The sequence below is a fragment of the Clostridium vincentii genome, from assembly GCF_002995745.1.
Classification (GTDB): domain Bacteria; phylum Bacillota; class Clostridia; order Clostridiales; family Clostridiaceae; genus Clostridium; species Clostridium vincentii.
In genome coordinates, this window is sequence record NZ_PVXQ01000002.1 from 21,019 (window position 1) to 40,487 (window position 19,469).

Below are 19,469 nucleotides of genomic sequence, written 5' to 3' on the forward strand. Positions count from 1 at the left end.
CTCTTTGGTCTGTTATGTCTTTTCATATGCCTTATTTAATATTAAATTGTAACTGAGAAATTACATTTGAAAATATTATTTTCTTCTAGAGATAAAATGCCTTCTTTTTCAGTAAAATCTCCATTGAAGTCTTCGTAATCAGCATGACCAAACCACGGTTCAATGCACACAAAGGGTGCACCCGTTGCTGGAGCCCAAAGACCAAGGTATGGGAAATTAGAAAAATTCAAGGTAAGGGTTTTAGAGTGATTTTTAGAACAAATACTAATTTCATCTGAATTTAGATCAGAGAAAACCAAAGCATCATTTTGAAAAAGTTCTTTAGATAATGGAATAGCATCTGAATCAGTTAGAAAAGGTAACCTATCTTTAATAAAATATCCATCTTTATTTAGGCGCATTATAGAAGTTGTTTCTTTATTGTTAAATTTAAAATAGTAATCTTCTAGAGATTCATCCTTATTTAGAGGTAACATAAATGCTGGATGAGAGCCTATAGAGAAAAATATTTTTCTAGTATCTAAATTTTTAACTGAGTAGGCTATATTTAAACTATTATCAATTAGAGTATATTTTATTCTTAAAGAGAATTTAAAAGGATACACTTTAAGGCTTTCTTCAGAATAATTCAATTCAAAAATGATATTAGTTTCAGTTTTTGAAACTAATTTAAATTCTGATGTCCTTGCCAAGCCGTGCTGAGGTAAAGTATATTCATATCCATCAACTTTATATTTAAGGTTATTCACTTTACCTATAATTGGAAATAAAACAGGCGCATGATATTTCCAAAAGGTAGGATCTCCATTCCAAAGGAACTCAGTATTATCATCTTTACTTTTTAAAGAATGAAGTTCTCCACCTTTGGAGCTAGTAGTAATTTTAATATAAGAATTTTCCAAGTTATAAATCATAAAAACATCCCCTTCATACAAAAATAAGGTAATTAACATAATCCTATTATATAATAGCATAAAGATAATAAATACTAAGCAGGTGAAAATAATTTATAAATAGATACATTAAAAATTTTTTTAAAAGAAAACTAATATAGGATATAATAAAAAATTTAAGAAATGATTGGTGGAATTATGAAAGATTATAAAATTTCTAAAATGGAATTACTAGGACACTTAATAATAAAAGTTAAAAAAGATGATATTTTTGCATTAGCATCTCAACTTGCATATTATTTGATACTAGCTTTTTTCCCATTCCTTATATTTGTTATTACGTTAATAGGATTTATTAATTTAAATGAATCAGCTGTAATGGATGGGCTTAGTGGATTGTTACCTATTTCAGTTTTTGAACTAATGGAATCAATTATTATTGAGATAATAGGTTCTCAAAACACAGGGGTATTAGGAGTATCAATATTAGTAACACTTTGGACAGCTTCATCAGGGTTTAGAGCAGTAATAAAGGGAATAAATAAGGCTTATGATATAAAAGATGATAGAAATTATATCAGGAGAACAATAAGATCATTTTTTGGAACCATTGCGCTAGCATTTGCACTATTAACCGCATTAGCATTGTTGGTATTTGGAGATATAATAGGTAAGTATTTAGTAAGCATTTTGCCCTTCCCTGAAATCGCTGGAATGATATGGGGTATCCTTAGAAATGTAGTGGTTATCCTTGCACTGATAGTAGTATTTGCAATAATATATAAATATGCTCCAGCTAAAATAATAAAATGGAAAGAAGCATTCCCTGGGGCAGTTGTTAGTGCTTTAGGGTGGGTACTAATTTCAATGGCATTTTCCTTTTATATAAATAATTATAGTAATTATTCTAGAGTATATGGAAGTTTGGCAGCGGTATTTATATTAATGATATGGCTATTTTTAACATCTATGATTTTTATTTTCGGAGTAGAGATTAATTCGGTTCTTGCAGAGAATAAAAAATAAATTAAAACATTTTTTGAATATTTAACCTTATTTATGGCAAAGATTAAAATAAGAATATTTAGGAGGTGTCAATAATGAATAAAATAATTTTATTAGGAAGACTTGTAAAAGATCCTGAACTTAGGACCTTTGAAAATGGTGAAAAAGTATATACCAAGTTCACTGTGGCTGTGGATAGAAATTATAAATTAGTGGATGGGACTATAAGAGCTGATTTTATTCCTGTGACCCTTTGGGGAAAACAAGCAGAGGTGTTATGTAAATATTTAAAAAAAGGTAATTCTATAAGTCTTAGTGGAAGATTAAGTACTGGTAGCTATGAAGACAAGGATGGTAATAAGAAATATGTAGTTGACGTTATAGCTGAAGATTTTAGATTTGTTGGTGGAAAAAAAGATAATGGTAATAATGAAGAATTACAAAGTGAATTAATATAATTAAAAAAATATTGATAATTAAGAAAAATATGGTATAATAAAAATATGAGTGACAACGTATTCATATTTCGATTATGGTTTAAGATGGTTTGGAAATTTATGAGAAAATGAGTTGGAAATTATGGTAGGAAAAAAGGTAAGCAGTAGCTTACCTTTTTTTCGGTAAAATGTAAAAAATAAAAAACACATGAAATAGAGTAATCGACAAGGAGTGACAAAGTTATAATTAATATAAGCTAAGTAATATATTAATTGTAAACAAGAAAAGATAATAAGGGTTATTGTGTCAGTAAATAAAATATGATTCTTTAATAATAGAGCACGCTTTGACATTATTTTAGTTATTACTATGATACTATTTGTTTAGGTAGGACAAGCAATATGGTATAGGGAGATGGCGTAATGGTTATTGAGAAGAAAGTTACTACAAAATATATAGATGGAATTGAGAGGAGTTATATATATAAAGTGACACAACAAAAACAAGATAGTATTTTAGAATATGGGGTAAAGGTAACAAGGGAAGATATTAGCAAAGATAAAAAAGTAACTAGTGTAGAAAGTGAGGTTAAATACATTTCTACAAAAAAAGAGATGGTTACGGGAATAATTAATATATTATGTAAGAACGAAGTATCACCAATCCATTTAAGAGAAATTATATGTGATTATGTTGATACGGAGAGTATAAATTTTTAATGACTATGATATTGATAAAAATGCAGGAATGGAGTTTAATATAATATATAGAATAATATTCTAAGGTTGGTGACTAATGATAATTGGAATAGGTACAGATATAGTGAAAATTGATAGAATATCAAAGATAATGAAAAGAACTCCAAATTTTATTAAAGGTACATTTACAGAAGAAGAAATAAGTTATTTTGAAATGAAAAAGAATAATCCGGAGACAATTGCAGGAGCGTTTGCTGTTAAAGAAGCATTGAGCAAAGCATTAGGAACCGGGGTTAGAGGTTTTAGATTAAAGGATATAGAGCTAAGACATGATAACCTTGGAAAACCATATGTAGTTATTGATAATTCTATAAGGAAAGCTTTTGGACTTAATAAGTGTAAGATACATGTTAGTATTTCCCACAGTAGGGAAGATGCTGTTGCATTTGTTATAATTGAAGAGGGGGTATAAATGGAGGTTCTGTCGGTAAAAGCAGCAAGATCTATGGATGAAGATGCAATTAAAAAAGTTGGAATACCAAGTATAGTCCTTATGGAGAATGCAGCACAGGAGATATTTAATAATATTGTGAATAAGGGGAATAGTTTTATTGTTTTTTGCGGTGCAGGGAATAACGGAGGAGATGGATTAGCAATTGCAAGAAAACTTATCTTATCCAACAAAAGAGTAAAGGTTTTCCTGGTTTGTGATTTAGATAAGGCTAGTCCTGAGTTCAAGATAAATTATAATATATTAATTAATATGAAAGCTGAGTTACATAGGTTTAACATAAAAAATGATATGTTAACAAAGATGATAGAAGTAGTTAGTGAAGCTGATATAGTGGTGGATTCGATCTTTGGAATTGGATTAAACAGAGAAATTAAAGGAGATATATATTTAGTAATAGAACTGATTAATAAGTATGCTAAATATGTTGTTTCTGTTGATAGTCCTTCAGGATTAGATTGTGATTCAGGAGGAAATTTTGGAATTGCAATAGAAGCTAAAGAGACGTATTCAATAGAAACACTGAAAAAGGGATTTTTTCAAAACAAAGCAAAGAGATATTTAGGAGAAATAAAGGTTGTAGAAATTGGAATCCCTAACCTAGTTAAACAAAGAAATACAGAAAATATTTACCTATTAGGTGAAAATATGTACAAGAATTTAATACCAATAAGGTCGGACTATGGTTATAAGGGGACTTATGGAAAAGTGATAGTGTTAGCTGGAAGTAGAGGCTTAACGGGAGCCGCGTATATAACAACTGAGGCTGTAGTTCGGTCTGGGGCTGGACTTACTACTTTACTGGTAGAGGAGGAGATAAAGCCTTTGCTAGCTAATAGACTGATTGAAGCTATGACTGTGACCTATAACGAAAAGGAAAAGATAGATAACTTAATTGAGACAGCGGATGTAATAATTTGTGGCCCTGGATTAGGGAATGGTATTGCTAATAGAAATATGCTTATACATTGCATAAATAGTAGTAGATGTCCTATGGTAATAGATGCTGATGGATTAAATATTATTGCTAATGATGAAGGATGCATAAATAAACTTAAGGGGAGAGCTATATTCACTCCTCATTTAGGAGAAATGTCAAGATTAGCAAATGAAAGCGTACAAAAAATAGAATTACATAGAATAGATGTCTGTATAAATTATGCTAAAGAACATGGCATTATAGCTTTGTTAAAGGGACACAATACTATTATATCTAATGGTAAGGACGTAGTAATAAATGAAACTGGTAACAGCAAGATGGCATCAGGAGGCATGGGAGATTGTCTTACAGGAATAATAGGGTCTTTAGTCGGCCAAGGAGTAGGCTTATTTGATAGTGCTGTATTAGGTGCTTATTTGCATGGACTAGCAGCGGATAGACTTAGTAAAGACCGGTATGTTATAAATGCGAGAGATGTTATAGAAGAAATACCAAAAACAATAGAACATTTACTAAGAAAATAGAATAAATCCTCTACGTAATTAATATTATTATTAATAACAATTACTTTGGAGGTAATATGAAATTAGAATTTAGTAAATTTAAAAAATGGGCATTTTTATTATTGTTGATACCTTTTGTTTCTATAATAATTGTTATTATTTTTAGACATAGTTATTTTCCTACAAACGATGAAATACTTGAAGAAGTTAAAAATGCAGATAACTATACTTCTAAAGTTGAGTATCAAATAAAAAATTCAAGGGGAGAATACAAAGAAAACACAACTATTTATTACTCAAAAGACCAGGGCATGAGAATTGAGTTTGAAGAAAATAGAGTTAAGATTTATAATGATGGCATTATTAATGTTAATGATAATGGTTATGAATATGAACTTGAGGGCGATTTTGATCAATTTTATCCACTAGCATTCACTAATAATTTACTATTAAATGAAATTGAAGATGTAGGAGAGGGTTCAGAAGAATGGGGAGAGGGACAATATATAGAAATAAATATAGAATTGCCTTTCAAAAACAATCATATGACATCTGCGAAATTATATATCAATAAAGAAGATAAAGTTCCAATAGTTGCTAAAGTTTATGATAGTAATAAAAAAGAAAGAGTAACTATCATATATAAGGATTTTGAATATCTAAAGGAAGTTGACGATGAGTTATTTTAAAAAAATATAATGGTATAAAAAATAAAAGCTATATTAATATTAACTAGTTCAGAAAAACATGGTTTAAGTTTTCTTTGCTAAGATGTGGTAGATACTTAGCAAAATAATACAATTATTTACAAGAAATAAAAAGATATAGGTTTTAAAGGATATAATTTGTAAAAATAGGAAATGAATTATGTAAAAACCTTTGACATAGTGACGATATTTGCAATATAATTTACCTATACATAAACTCTTAACTACCAGGAGGGGTAAATATGTCACGAACAAGGGATAGTAAAGAAAAAAAAATAGAGAAAATTAAAAAAAACAGTACATTATCCTATAGTGGATTAATACAATATAGTGATGATGAAGTATATAATTTAATGAAAAATGGATACATGGAGATGGGAGAAATAAATTTAAACTTGTCTATAGATAGTGAATTTGAACTAGGAGATATTAATAAATATGAGAGATGGCTTTGCGGGGTGTGATTTTTCAAATGACGACTATGGTAGTAAAAAGAGGAGATATATTTTACGCAGACTTAAGCCCTGTGATAGGATCAGAACAGGGAGGGATTAGGCCTGTAATAATAATTCAAAATGATATAGGAAATAGGTATAGTCCAACAGTAATTGTTGCAGCAATAACATCACAAATTAATAAAGCTAAATTACCAACACATGTAGAAATATCATCTGAGGAATATGGCTTAAATAGAGATTCAGTTGTTCTTTTGGAGCAAGTAAGAACTCTAGATAAAAAGAGATTAAAAGAGAAGATCGGTCATATGACAGAGAGTGATATGCGTAAGGTTAATAAAGCATTATTAATTAGTTTGAATTTAGATTGAAATTAGTACAAGCTTCTTTAAAATAGGAGTTATCTATAAATTATAATATTAATTTATAGATAACTCCTTTTTTTTATGTTAAAATATTTTTAGAAACTTAGGGAAAAAATAAACAGTACATTTGTATTAAGCACAATTGGAGAAATAACGACATGCATTGTCTGTTATTTTGCCTCAGGTGCCTAAATTATTTAGGAGGATATAGAATGAAAAAGAATAAAGAAGAATTAATCCAAATTTCTAAGCAAATTAGAAAGGACATTGTGGAAATGCTAACTGAATCAGCTTCAGGGCATCCAGGAGGATCATTATCAGCAACTGATATTCTTACAACATTATTTTTTAATGAATTAAATATAAATCCTAAGAATCCTAAGGATGAGAATAGAGATAGATTTGTACTATCTAAGGGTCATGCAGCACCAGCTTTGTATAGTGCACTAGCTAGACGTGGATTTTTTGATCCTAAGGAATTAACAACTTTAAGAAAGATAGGGTCTAGGCTACAAGGTCATCCTAATATGAATGAAATACCGGGAATTGATATGTCTACAGGATCATTAGGACAAGGAGCTTCAGCAGCAGTTGGAATGGCACTAGCGGGAAAAGTTGATAAGAAAGACTATAGAGTTTATGCAATTTTGGGCGACGGTGAACTAGAAGAGGGGCAAATATGGGAAGCAACTATGTCAGCAGCTCATTATAAACTAGATAATTTAACATTTTTTGTTGATTTTAATGGACTTCAAATAGATGGAGATATTACAGAAGTCATGAATCCGGCACCTATAGATGAGAAGTTTGAAGCCTTTGGGTGGAATGTACTTAGTATAGATGGACATAATTATGACGAAATTTTATCTGCAATAGAAAAAGCAAAAAACCATAAGGGTAAGCCAACGGTAATAGTATGTAATACTGTTAAAGGAAAAGGGGTTTCATTTATGGAGAATCAAGCATGCTGGCATGGTGCAGCACCAAGTAAAGAACAATGTGAAATAGCTGTTAAGGAATTAGGAGGAGATAGATAATGGGTAAAAAGATAGCAACTAGAGAATCTTATGGTAAGGCGTTAGTAGAATTAGCTAAGCTTAATGAAAATGTAGTAGTTTTAGATGCTGATTTATCGAAATCTACAAAGACAGCAGAGTTTAAGTCTGTGGCTCCAGAGAGATTTTTTAATATGGGAATAGCGGAAGCAAATATGATGGGAGTAGCTGCTGGTCTTTCTACTTGTGGGAAGATTCCTTTTGTAAGCACCTTTGCGATGTTTGCAGCAGGAAGGGCCTTTGAGCAAATTAGAAATTCAATATGTTATCCTAGGCTAAATGTTAAAATATGTGCTACACATGCTGGGTTAACAGTCGGCGAAGATGGGGCATCACATCAAGCTATAGAAGATATATCTCTTATGAGAAGTATTCCAAATATGGTAGTAATTAATCCAGCTGATGATATTGAAACAAAGGCTGCAATTAAAGCAATAGCAGAATTAAATGGACCTTGTTATGTAAGGCTTGGAAGAATGCCAGTAGATACAATTAATGAAATAGGAAACTATGAATTTAAAATTGGAAAAGGTGTTACTCTTTCAGAAGGTAATGATGTGACTATAATAGGTACTGGTATTATGGTTGAAGCTGCTTTAGCGGCTAAAGAAATTCTAGCTAAGGAAGGAATAGATGCTAGGGTAATTAATATACATACAATTAAGCCGATAGATAGTGAACTGATAATTAAGGCGGCTAAAGAAACGGGAATAATTGTTACTGCTGAGGAACATAGCATAATCGGAGGATTAGGGTCAGCTGTATCAGAAGTTGTTTGCGAAGAATATCCTGTGCCTGTCTTAAAGATAGGAGTTAGGGATGTCTTTGGGGAAAGCGGACTGCCAATGGAACTACTTGAAAAATATGGATTAACGGCAATGGATATAGTAGCAAAGGTTAAGAAAGCTATTAGTATTAAGTAGGTTATATAAAGAGGAACGCTAATATAGCGTTCCTTTTTAAGTATTATCAATATTTTATAAGGATAATCTTTGCTATACAGAGGAAACATAATTATATACTATAAAAGTTAAATGGAGGGAAGTACCTATGACTAAGCATTGGGTTAAAGAGTATCTATTAATTACCTTTGGAATAATATTAGTGGCCATAGCAGTGGAATATTTTTTTATTCCTAATAATTTGGCTGCAGGAGGAGTTATTGGATTGGCAATAGTTATAAATAGTTTAATACCACAGATTGCTGTAAGTACAATTACGTTGGTTGTTAATTTAATATTATTTGTAGTAGCATTTCTATTGATTGGAAAGCAATTTGGTGGAAAGACATTATATGCTAGTGTAGGATTATCAGTAATTATGTGGATAATAGAATATTTTTTCAGCCCTTTTGCAATTACAAGAGATTTAATTATTGCAACGATTTTTGGAACATTAATAGCAGCTTTTGGTATGGCTATTGTTTTTAATAATAATTCTACAACAGGGGGAACTGATATATTAGCAAAGCTATTAAATAAGTTTTTTAATATAAATATGGGGAAGGCTCTCTTAATTGTAGATATAATAATAACTTTAGCAGCATCAGTAGTTTTTGGTCTTGATATAGGATTTTATGCCATGTTGAGCGTAATTATTTTAGGAATAACCGTAGATAGATTTATTGATGGCTTTAATACAAGTAAAGAAATTATGATTATGAGTACCAGTGTTGAAAACATTGGTGAATTTATTCTTAAAGATCTTAATCGAGGTTGCACATACTTAAATGGTGTTGGGGCTTATAGTGGAGAAGATATAAAGATAATATATGCCATTTTAAGTAGAGGAGAATTTATAAGGTTAAAATCATATATAAAGGAAATTGATGAAAAAGCATTTATAAGTGTTAGAGAATCTTATGAAGTGCTTGGTGAAGGATTTATGAAAATGGAGTAATTAAGGATATAGGTGCATTTAATGTAGAATATTAAAAAGTAATAAAAATATAATTGAATAAATGTAAGAAGAATATATAATATAGTCAAGTGTAGTCTCATATTGTTGTGTTATAATATCATCATGAGTAAAATATACTTAATTACAAAGTTATGAAAACAGCTAAGGAGTGTTAAGATGATTAGGTTTAAGAATGTTTCTAAAATATTTAATAATAATGTAAAAGCCCTTTCAGATGTGAATATAGATATAGAGAAGGGGGAGTTTGTATTTTTAGTAGGGCCATCAGGTGCAGGTAAATCCACTTTTATAAGGCTATTATTAAAAGAAGTTGAGCCAACGACTGGTAAAGTACTTGTTGGAGATACTGACTTGTCAAAATTAAACAGAAGATCAACACCTTATTTTAGAAGGAAAATTGGAATGGTTTTTCAAGACTTTAGGTTAATTCATACACTTAACGTATATGAAAATGTTGCATTTGCTATGAAGGTAGTTGAAGCATCACCAAGAGAAATAAGACGAAGAGTTCCAATTGTATTATCATTAGTTGGACTTTCTCATAAATATAAAATGTTTCCTAATGAGCTATCAGGGGGAGAACAACAAAGGGTATCTTTAGCTAGGGCGATGGTTAATAATCCATCAGTTTTAATTGCGGATGAACCTACTGGTAATTTGGATCCTGAAACAGCTAAAGAAATAATGGAATTATTGGATGATGTAAATAAGGCAGGGACAACTATTTTAATGGCGACCCATGCTAAGAACATAGTTGATGAGATGAGAAAGAGAGTTATAGCCCTTGAAAATGGGGAAATAGTTAGAGATGAGAAGAAAGGTAGGTACGAAAATGAAGTTTAATACTATTACCTATTTTATAGGAGACGCATTTAAAAGTCTTAGAAGAAATAAAACAATAAGTTTTGCATCAATAATAACTGTATTAATTACGTTTATGGTTTTAGGAATTTTTTCTCTTGTGGCTGAGAATGCTAATGTAGCCATAGTTGGAGTTGAAGAAAAAGTTGAGTTAAAGGTGTTTCTTCAAGAGGAGATAAGTCTTATAGATAAGAGAGAAATAGAAGTAAAGCTTAGAGAACAACCAGGAGTAAAAGAAATACAATATGAATCAAAGGAAGAAGCTTATACGAATTTTGAAGAGAGTATGAAGGAGAGCGAAGGTATTTTACAAGGATATACTCTTTCAAACAATCCTTTTCCAGAATCATACATAATAAAAATGGAAGACCCCAGTTATTCTGAACCTATAAGTGAGGCTATTAAGGATTTAGCTGGAATAGAGAGTGTAAATAGTCAACAAGACTTAGTTAACACGGTTCAAAAAGTAGTTAAGGCTGTAAGGTTAGTGGGAATGGTGTTATTTGCGATTCTTATAGCAGTTTCAATATTCTTAATAATGAATACAACAAAGTTAACTGTTTACTCAAGAAGAAGAGAAGTTGGAATAATGAAATTTGTTGGAGCTACTGATTGGTTTATAAGATGGCCATTTATAATTGAAGGTATGGTTATTGCCGTATTTGGAGCTGTTCTTTCAACTATTGTTCTATTTGTATTATATAAGTTAGCTTTTGCAGCCATTGTATCGAAACTTTTAATGGTAGATTTAGTGGCACCAAGTTATATATTTACAGCATTATTGTGGAAATTCGGATTAGGTTCTTTAGTTGTTGGTGGATTAGCAAGTTATACAGCATTAAGAAAATTCTTAGTGGTATAATTTCAAGAAAAAAGAATAGAATATTTAATATGTAAAGTATAATACCAACTCGGAAAGGAAGCTATGCTGATGAACTGGTTCGGTGGAAGAAGTAGTAGGAAAAGAAAAAATAATAATGTTGTTGTAATATGTACAGTAGCAGTAATAGGCACATCATTTCTTGTAGGAAATATATCTGCAAGATTTGGTCTGTTTATAGGCCCTGATAGTAATAAATATTCACAAGTTGTAAAAAATGTAGAGTATATTGATACTTATGAAGGTCTTTTTGAAGTGAGAGATCTGTTAATGAAAAATTATAATGGTGACATAAATGATGAAATGTTATTAGAGGGAGCTTTAAAAGGGATGACAGCAAGTGTACAGGATCCCTATACTGTTTATATGTCAAAAAAGGAATATGAAAAATATCTTCTTTCAAATGAAGGTATACATGTAGGCATAGGAATAACTGTTTCTTTGAAGAATGATCAAGTAGCAGTAATTAATGTGGAAAAAGATATGCCAGCAGATAAGGCTAATATAGTTGCTGGAGATGTAATATTGAAAATAAATGATGAAGAAGTTAGTAATAGTATAGCTAAAGTAGCTACCTTGTTGCAGGGTGATGAAGGAGAATCTTCTAAGCTTACAATGCAAAAGGCTGATGGTGGAACCTATGAAGTGGAATTAGCTAAAGTGCAAATTAAAGTTGATTCAGCTACGGGAGAAATGATAGAGGATAACATTGGATATATTAGGTTAAAAGATTTTAATGAAAAAGCCTCAGATAGTTTTATAAGCGCTTTATCTACCTTAAAAGATAGTGGGATGAAGGGACTAATAATTGATTTAAGAGGAAATCCAGGTGGCTTTTTAACTGAAGCAGAAAAAATAGCATCTCAGTTTATACCAGAGGGAGAGGTCATAACCACTTTAAAGGATAAGTATGGTAAGGAAAAAGTAAGTCTGTCTAAAGGTGGAATTGCTGAAAATATACCGGTTGTACTCTTGATTGATGGGAATACTGCCAGTGCTTCAGAAGTTATTACAGGAGCCTTAAGAGACTATGGTATAGCAACAACTGTTGGTACAAAAACTTATGGAAAGGGTGTTGCACAAGCCCCTTATACATTAGAAAATACAGAGGGTGCTCTTAAAATAACTGTTCAAAAATTCTATACTCCTAATGGAGAAAATATTCATAAAATAGGAATTAGTCCAGATTATGAGGTTAAAATAATTGAAGAGGATACAAATGCAACATATGACAGAAGTACGGATCCTCAATATCAGAAGGCTTTGCAGGTCATAAAGGAAAAGTCTAAGTAGGAGGGGTATTGTTTATGGATTTAGTCATGTATATATTAAGATCTGTGGCATATGTAATTGTAGAGCCCTCTTTAATGATAATGTTAGTAGTATTAGGCCTGTTATTTTATTTGAAAAACAGAAAAGTAGTATCAATGCAAAAAATGATTGTAGGTGAACAGATTAATTCTGCTCTTGAGCTTACATTATCACAAATAGTACTAGGAATATTTGCAGGAATATTAGCAAGCCTAATGCTAAGTTATTTAGGTGTAATATTTAGTGAGAATTCTGGGATAGAATTTTTATTTATGATTTCTATGCTACTTATGTTCATAAGGCCTAGACTTGTATGTTTTTCCTATTCAGGAGCTATATTGGGAATAGTGAGTATGATATTTGCCTATTTTAATATAAAAACAAGTAATGGGACGTTGCTATTTACATTAGACATAACAATGCTTATGACTTTTGTAGGAGTAATACATATCATAGAGGCTATATTAGTAATGGTTGATGGATCTAGAGGAGCTATTCCGGTGTTCTCAAATAGAAAAGGGGCAATTATAGGCGGATATGCCCTTAGTAGATATTGGGTTCTACCAGTAGCAATATTTATAGCATATTCAGTTGCGAGTCAAGGGCCCGGATTAGGAACTGATAGTATTGGAACCCCTGATTGGTGGCCATTAATAAAGCATAATAATATAATGACTATGATATCAACAATGATATTAAGTTTATTTCCTTTATTCGGAGTTCTTGGGTACTCATCATTAACCTTTACTATGAAAAAAAAAGAGAAGGCTTTATCTTCAGGAATATTCATATTTATATATGGAATAGTCTTAACATTAGTAGCACAACTAGCACAGATGGGATGGATAGGTGAAATAATAGTAATAATATTTGCACCACTTGCCCATGAAGGGATGTTGTTAATACAGCGCAAGATTGAAGAAAAGAGAAGCCCTCTATTTTCTAGCGGGGAAGATGGCTTAGCTATATTGGAGGTTGTCCCCTATTCCAAGGCCTATGAAATAGGATTAAGACCTGGTGATAAAATTGTATCTGTAAATGATAAACAAATTAATCAAGAAGCAGATATATATATTATTCTTAAAGAAAGTCTAAATAATCTTAATATGAAAATTAAAGATAGAAAAGGAAGTCTTAAAGAATTTCATCTAAAGCAAGATAATAATAAAAGACTAGGTGTTGTCCTAGTGCCTAGAGTTGTTGACATAGAAAAAGTGGTTTCCTTTGAAAATAAGAATTTCTCGGAAGTTTTGAAGGATGTTCAACATAACAAGGATAATAAATAAGAGGGTGGTTACAATGAATGTAGCCATCCTTTTTGAATATAAAGAAATAAAAATGACTATATTATTGACTATAAAGGATAGAAAAAGTAAAATAAGAATACGAATATAAGTTCGGGTATGGGAGGAAGGTGTTAATTATGGGAGTATTTAAAATACATTCAAAATATAAACCTACAGGAGATCAACCACAAGCAATTGAAGAATTAGTTGAATCTATTAATAAAAAGAATAGAGCACAAACTTTATTAGGAGTTACAGGCTCAGGTAAAACTTTCACAATGGCAAACATTATAGAAAAGCTCCAAAGACCTACTATAATACTTGCTCATAATAAAACTTTAGCAGCACAGTTGTGTTCAGAATTTAAAGAATTCTTTCCAGATAATATAGTTGAATATTTCGTATCTTACTATAATTATTATCAGCCAGAGGCCTATATCGCTCAAACGGATACCTTTATAGAAAAGGATTCATCTATTAATGATGAGATAGATAAACTAAGGCATTCTGCTACATCCGCACTTTTTGAGAGAAGAGATGTTATTATTGTAGCTTCTGTTTCTTGTATTTATGGATTAGGTAATCCTGAAGAATATAAAAAGATGACCCTTAGTTTAAGAAAGGGTATGGAGAAGGAAAGAAATGAAATTATAAGGAAATTAATAGAAATTCAGTATGAACGAAATGATATAGATTTTTCAAGAGGTACATTTAGGGTGAGAGGAGATTCTTTGGATATAATTCCTGTTTCATCTTCCAACAAAGGAATTAGAATTGAATTTTTCGGCGATGAGATAGAGAGGATTAGAGAATTTGATGTTTTAACTGGGACTATTTTAGGAGATAGAGAACATATAGCTATATTCCCCGCGTCTCATTTTGCTACTTCACCTGAAACTATAGAACGATCAATTAATAGAATTGAAGATGAGCTAGAAGGAAGACTTAGGGAACTTAATGCTCAAGATAGAATATTAGAAGCTCAGAGACTAAAACAGAGGACTAATTATGATGTGGAAATGATTAGGGAAATGGGATATTGTAATGGAATAGAAAATTATTCGAGAATTTTTGATGGAAGGGATCCAGGGACTCCTCCACATACACTTTTGGATTTCTTTCCAAAGGACTTTTTAATGTTTATTGATGAAAGTCATGTTACTTTGCCACAGCTTAGAGCAATGTATGCAGGTGATAGGTCTAGGAAAGATACATTAGTAGACTATGGATTCAGATTACCTTGTGCATATGATAATAGGCCATTAAAATTTGATGAATTTGAAAGGAAAATAAATCAAGTAGTATTCGTAAGTGCTACCCCATCTCAATATGAATTGGATAATTCTTTAGTTATTGCTGAACAAATAATTAGACCTACAGGACTACTAGACCCCGAAATAATAATAAGGCCTGTTAAGGGGCAAATTGATGACTTATATGGAGAAATTAATAAGACTACAGCGAATGGATTTAGAACATTAATTACGACCCTTACAAAGAGGATGTCTGAGGACTTAACTAAGTACTTAATTGAATTAGGGGTAAAGGCTACATACATGCATTCAGATATAGATACTATTGAAAGAATGAAGATTATAAAAGAATTTAGACTTGGAGAGTATGATGTTTTGGTTGGAATAAATCTTTTAAGAGAAGGTCTAGATATTCCAGAAGTAGCACTGGTAACTATATTGGATGCAGATAAAGAAGGATTTTTAAGATCAGCTACTTCCTTAATTCAGACTATTGGTAGAGCCGCTAGAAATTCTGAAAGTAAAGTAATAATGTATGCTGATAGAATAACAAATTCTATGGAGAAAGCTATGAGTGAAACAGATAGAAGAAGAAAGATTCAAGAAGAACATAATAACAAGTATGGAATAGTACCTACTACAATAATTAAAGAAGTCAGATCACTTATAGAAGCCACAAAGGTAGCAGAAGAGGAAGAAGTATACGGTAGTGAAGTAGGGACAAAGAAGTTAAGTGCAAAGGAAAAGAAATCAGCAATTAAGAAGTATACTGAAGAAATGATGGATGCAGCTAAAAATCTTCAATTTGAAAGGGCTGCAGAACTTAGAGATACTATAAAAAAGATAAAATAATCAAGGTAAGTACGGTATGGAAATTAATAAATTATAAAAGCGAGGATTTTTATTTAATATATGATAAGATATAAGTATCAAAAATAAGGAGTGATTTTATGAAAATTAATGTAACTTTTTACCGATGTGAAATATGTGGAAATATTGTAAGCTTAATCAATAATGGTGGAGGTCAGCTTGTTTGTTGTGGTCAGCCTATGAAAAAACTTGAAGCTAATACTACTGATGGAGCAAAAGAAAAGCATGTTCCAGTTGCAATAAGAAAAGATGATAAAATACATGTTCAGGTTGGTTCAGTAAATCATCCTATGACAGAAGAACACTATATTCAATGGATTGCAGTAGTAAGTAAAAATAGTATTGAAAGAATTAGTTTATCACCAGGAGATGAGCCTAAGGCAGTCTTTGTTGATAAAGATGATGTAGAAGTATATGAATATTGTAATTTACATGGTCTTTGGAAAATAGAAATATAATAAGGTAAAGAGATACTCTGAATATTTAGAGTATCTCTTTTTTTAGTTGCATTAAATTTTCATGAAAACATTACAGTATAATTGACAAGAATACAAAAAATAATTACAATATATACATAAGAACTAATGTTCGAGATTAAAAAGACATAATAAGAGCAAAATATAAATATCAAGATAAAAAGGGGAAAGATAAAAAATGAAAGATAAAATTATAATTAAGGGAGCTAAGGTACATAACTTAAAAAATGTTGATTTAGAAATTCCTAGAGATAAACTTATAGTGTTTACTGGCCTTTCCGGATCTGGTAAATCTTCATTAGCTTTTGATACTCTTTATGCAGAGGGAAGAAGAAGGTATGTTGAATCTTTATCTGCTTATGCACGACAATTTTTAGGACAAATAAATAAGCCGGATGTGGAATATATAGAAGGGCTATCTCCAGCTATATCAATAGATCAAAAAACGACTAGTAAAAATCCTCGATCTACAGTAGGAACTATAACAGAAATTTATGATTACCTAAGATTATTATATGCAAGAATAGGGACTCCTTATTGTCCTAAATGTGGTAAAGAAATAACTAAACAATCTGTGGATCAAATTGTGGATAACGTTATGACTCTTGGGGATAAAACTAAGATTCAAATTCTTTCACCTATAATTAGAGGAAGAAAGGGAACACATGAAAAAATATTAGACAATATAAAGAAAAATGGATTTATTCGTGCAAGGATAGATAATGAAATTTTTGATTTAACAGAAGAAGAGGTAAAGCTAGAAAAAAATATTAAACATAACATTGAAGCTGTAGTAGATAGAATAGTTATAAAGGCAGGTATACAAGGGAGATTATCAGATTCCTTAGAAACGGCTTTAAAAATGGGAGAAGGTTTAGTATTAATAAATATTATAGGTGAAAAAGATATCCTATTTAGCGAAAACTTTGCTTGCGCGGATTGTGGAATAAGCATAGATGAACTTGCACCAAGATTATTCTCTTTTAATTCCCCTTTTGGGAAATGTGATTATTGTGATGGATTAGGAAAATTAATTGAGATAGATGAAAATTTAGTTATACCTAATAAAGAATTAAGTATAATGGATGGAGCTATGGCAAACTGGGGTGATGGAAGACTAAAGGCGGAAGCTTGGACTTTTGCTATACTTCAAGCCCTAAGCAAGGAATATGATTTTTCTCTTCACACACCTATAAAAGAGCTGCCTAAAAAGATTGTAGAGATATTATTGTATGGTACTAAGGGTAAAAAAAGTAGAGTAGATTATGTAAAAGATGGCGTAAAGGTTACTTATAACTATGCCTATGATGGTGAAATAAACTCATTAAAAAGAAGATATAATGAAACTAACTCTGATATGATTAAAAGTGACATAGAGCAATATATGAGTAATAAAGCATGCCCAAAGTGTCATGGAGATAGATTGAAAAAAGAGGCTTTATCAGTAAGGGTTGGAAGTTTAAATATAAGTCAATTTACAAGGTTACCAATAAGAGAAGAATTAGAATATTTAAATAGCATAGAATTATCCGAAAAGAATAAAATTATTAGTGAACAAGTAATAAAGGAGATAAGGAGCAGATTGCAATTTTTACTTGATGTAGGATTAGACTATTTGAGTTTGTCAAGAAGCTCAGGAACTTTATCTGGGGGAGAATCTCAAAGAATAAGGCTGGCAACACAAATAGGATCATCTTTAATGGGAGTTCTTTATATTCTGGATGAGCCTAGTATAGGGCTACATCAAAGAGATAATGACAGATTAATTAAAACTCTTAAGAATCTAAGAGATGTAGGAAATACAGTGATAGTTGTAGAACATGATGAAGATACAATGAAAGAAGCTGATTATATTGTTGACTTTGGTCCAGGAGCAGGAGAACATGGGGGAAAGATAGTAGCTGTTGGAACTGTAAAAGAAATTATGGAAAATGAGAACTCTATTACTGGTCAATATTTGACTGGGAAGAAAAGAATTGAAATTCCTGAAAATAGACGAAAAGGAAATGGTCAAAAGATTACTATAAAAGGAGCCAAGGAGAACAATTTAAAGAATATTAATGTTGAAATACCATTAGGTACATTAACAATGGTAACAGGAGTATCGGGTTCAGGGAAGAGTACATTAGTAAATGAGATTCTTTATAGAGGAGTAAATAAATTAGTTAACAAAAGTAAAAATCCTGTTGGGAGTCATAAAGAAATATTGGGATATGAAAATATTGATAAAATAATAGATATAGATCAAAGTGCAATAGGAAGAACACCTCGTTCAAATCCAGCTACATATACAGGGACATTTGACATAATAAGAGAATTGTTTTCTTCAACAACAGAAGCTAAAATGAGAGGATATAAGCCTGGAAGGTTTTCCTTTAATGTTAAAGGAGGAAGGTGTGAAGCATGTTCTGGAGATGGAATAATAAAAATAGAAATGCAATTTTTATCAGATGTTTATGTTCCTTGTGAAATTTGTAAGGGGAAGAGATACAATAGGGAAACTTTAGAAGTAAAGTACAAAGGAAAAAATATAGATGATATTTTAAATATGACAGTAGAAGAAGGAACAACATTCTTTGGAAATTTAAATCGAATTAATAATAAATTGCAAACTTTACAAGATGTAGGACTAGGATATATTAGATTAGGACAACCATCTACTCAATTGTCTGGAGGAGAGGCTCAAAGAATAAAATTAGCATCTGAGTTATCAAAAAGAAGTACTGGTAAAACTTTATATATTTTAGATGAGCCAACAACAGGGCTTCATATTGATGATGTAAAGAGGCTTATAGAGATACTTCAGAGATTAGTAGATGGAGGCAATACCGTAGTTGTAATAGAGCATAACCTAGAGATGATAAAATGCGCAGATTACATTATTGATTTAGGCCCAGAGGGGGGAGATAAGGGAGGAAGTCTAGTTGCTCAAGGAACACCAAAAGAGATAGCTAAGTGTCCTATGTCGTACACTGGTAAATATTTAAAAAGAATAATTTAATATGAATAAAGTAATGCTTAATATATTTATTATAACTTTGG

General features: G+C 31.0%; 19 protein-coding genes. 18 read left to right on the forward strand and 1 reads right to left on the reverse strand.

Annotation, left to right across the window (positions count from 1 at the left end; translation table 11 throughout):
- Positions 1-41: 41 nt before the first annotated feature.
- The gene (locus CLVI_RS00980; RefSeq protein WP_106058247.1) at positions 42-914 is read right to left on the reverse strand and encodes an aldose 1-epimerase family protein; all 873 of its coding nucleotides are present in this window, start codon (positions 912-914) and stop codon (positions 42-44) included.
- A 177-nt stretch (positions 915-1,091) separates the two neighbouring features.
- On the opposite strand from CLVI_RS00980, the gene CLVI_RS00985 reads away from it, so the two are divergent.
- The 18 genes from CLVI_RS00985 (at position 1,092) to uvrA (ending at position 19,428) form a co-directional block, all read left to right on the forward strand.
- On the forward strand, positions 1,092-1,919 hold the full coding sequence (locus CLVI_RS00985; RefSeq protein WP_106058248.1) for a YihY/virulence factor BrkB family protein: 828 nt from the start codon (positions 1,092-1,094) through the stop codon (positions 1,917-1,919).
- Between the two features lie 74 nt (positions 1,920-1,993).
- Positions 1,994-2,356 (forward strand): single-stranded DNA-binding protein, encoded by a 363-nt coding sequence (locus CLVI_RS00990; RefSeq protein ID WP_106058249.1) that lies wholly within the window; start codon positions 1,994-1,996, stop codon positions 2,354-2,356.
- A gap of 402 nt (positions 2,357-2,758) precedes the next feature.
- Positions 2,759-3,055, forward strand: coding sequence for a DUF6514 family protein (locus tag CLVI_RS00995; RefSeq protein WP_106058250.1), 297 nt, complete (start codon positions 2,759-2,761; stop codon positions 3,053-3,055).
- Positions 3,056-3,131: 76 nt separating this feature from the next.
- Positions 3,132-3,506, forward strand: coding sequence for a holo-ACP synthase (acpS, locus tag CLVI_RS01000; protein WP_106058251.1), 375 nt, complete (start codon positions 3,132-3,134; stop codon positions 3,504-3,506).
- Positions 3,507-5,009, forward strand: coding sequence for an NAD(P)H-hydrate dehydratase (locus CLVI_RS01005; RefSeq protein WP_106058252.1), 1,503 nt, complete (start codon positions 3,507-3,509; stop codon positions 5,007-5,009). It abuts the gene before it with no gap.
- 56 nt (positions 5,010-5,065) lie between these two features.
- On the forward strand, positions 5,066-5,677 hold the full coding sequence (locus CLVI_RS01010; RefSeq protein ID WP_106058253.1) for a germination lipoprotein GerS-related protein: 612 nt from the start codon (positions 5,066-5,068) through the stop codon (positions 5,675-5,677).
- A 260-nt stretch (positions 5,678-5,937) separates the two neighbouring features.
- Positions 5,938-6,159 carry a hypothetical protein gene (locus CLVI_RS01015; protein WP_106058254.1) on the forward strand — a complete coding sequence of 74 codons (222 nt, stop codon included), beginning with the start codon at positions 5,938-5,940 and terminating at the stop codon, positions 6,157-6,159.
- A gap of 8 nt (positions 6,160-6,167) precedes the next feature.
- Positions 6,168-6,521 (forward strand): type II toxin-antitoxin system PemK/MazF family toxin, encoded by a 354-nt coding sequence (locus tag CLVI_RS01020; RefSeq protein ID WP_106058375.1) that lies wholly within the window; start codon positions 6,168-6,170, stop codon positions 6,519-6,521.
- A gap of 206 nt (positions 6,522-6,727) precedes the next feature.
- Positions 6,728-7,552, forward strand: coding sequence for a transketolase (locus CLVI_RS01025; protein ID WP_106058255.1), 825 nt, complete (start codon positions 6,728-6,730; stop codon positions 7,550-7,552).
- Positions 7,552-8,493: a transketolase family protein gene (locus CLVI_RS01030; RefSeq protein ID WP_106058256.1), complete on the forward strand. Its 942-nt coding sequence runs from the start codon at positions 7,552-7,554 to the stop codon at positions 8,491-8,493. Before CLVI_RS01025 ends, CLVI_RS01030 begins: the two co-directional genes overlap by 1 nt.
- A 127-nt stretch (positions 8,494-8,620) precedes the next feature.
- Positions 8,621-9,469, forward strand: coding sequence for a YitT family protein (locus tag CLVI_RS01035; RefSeq protein WP_106058257.1), 849 nt, complete (start codon positions 8,621-8,623; stop codon positions 9,467-9,469).
- A 177-nt stretch (positions 9,470-9,646) separates the two neighbouring features.
- The gene (gene ftsE, locus CLVI_RS01040) at positions 9,647-10,333 is read left to right on the forward strand and encodes a cell division ATP-binding protein FtsE (RefSeq protein ID WP_106058258.1); all 687 of its coding nucleotides are present in this window, start codon (positions 9,647-9,649) and stop codon (positions 10,331-10,333) included.
- Complete coding sequence (gene ftsX, locus CLVI_RS01045) at positions 10,323-11,213, forward strand: permease-like cell division protein FtsX (RefSeq protein WP_106058259.1); 891 nt, start codon at positions 10,323-10,325, stop codon at positions 11,211-11,213. The genes ftsE and ftsX overlap by 11 nt, the downstream gene beginning before the upstream one ends.
- A 69-nt stretch (positions 11,214-11,282) precedes the next feature.
- Entirely contained in the window at positions 11,283-12,524 is a 1,242-nt protein-coding gene (locus CLVI_RS01050) for a S41 family peptidase (protein WP_170065560.1), read from the forward strand.
- A gap of 14 nt (positions 12,525-12,538) precedes the next feature.
- Positions 12,539-13,828, forward strand: a complete 1,290-nt coding sequence (locus CLVI_RS01055) for a PDZ domain-containing protein (protein WP_106058261.1) — start codon at positions 12,539-12,541, stop codon at positions 13,826-13,828.
- A gap of 137 nt (positions 13,829-13,965) precedes the next feature.
- Positions 13,966-15,933: an excinuclease ABC subunit UvrB gene (uvrB, locus tag CLVI_RS01060; RefSeq protein ID WP_106058262.1), complete on the forward strand. Its 1,968-nt coding sequence runs from the start codon at positions 13,966-13,968 to the stop codon at positions 15,931-15,933.
- A gap of 98 nt (positions 15,934-16,031) precedes the next feature.
- Positions 16,032-16,409 (forward strand): desulfoferrodoxin, encoded by a 378-nt coding sequence (locus CLVI_RS01065; protein WP_106058263.1) that lies wholly within the window; start codon positions 16,032-16,034, stop codon positions 16,407-16,409.
- Positions 16,410-16,605: 196 nt separating this feature from the next.
- Positions 16,606-19,428, forward strand: a complete 2,823-nt coding sequence (gene uvrA, locus CLVI_RS01070) for an excinuclease ABC subunit UvrA (protein WP_106058264.1) — start codon at positions 16,606-16,608, stop codon at positions 19,426-19,428.
- Positions 19,429-19,469 lie beyond the last annotated feature (41 nt).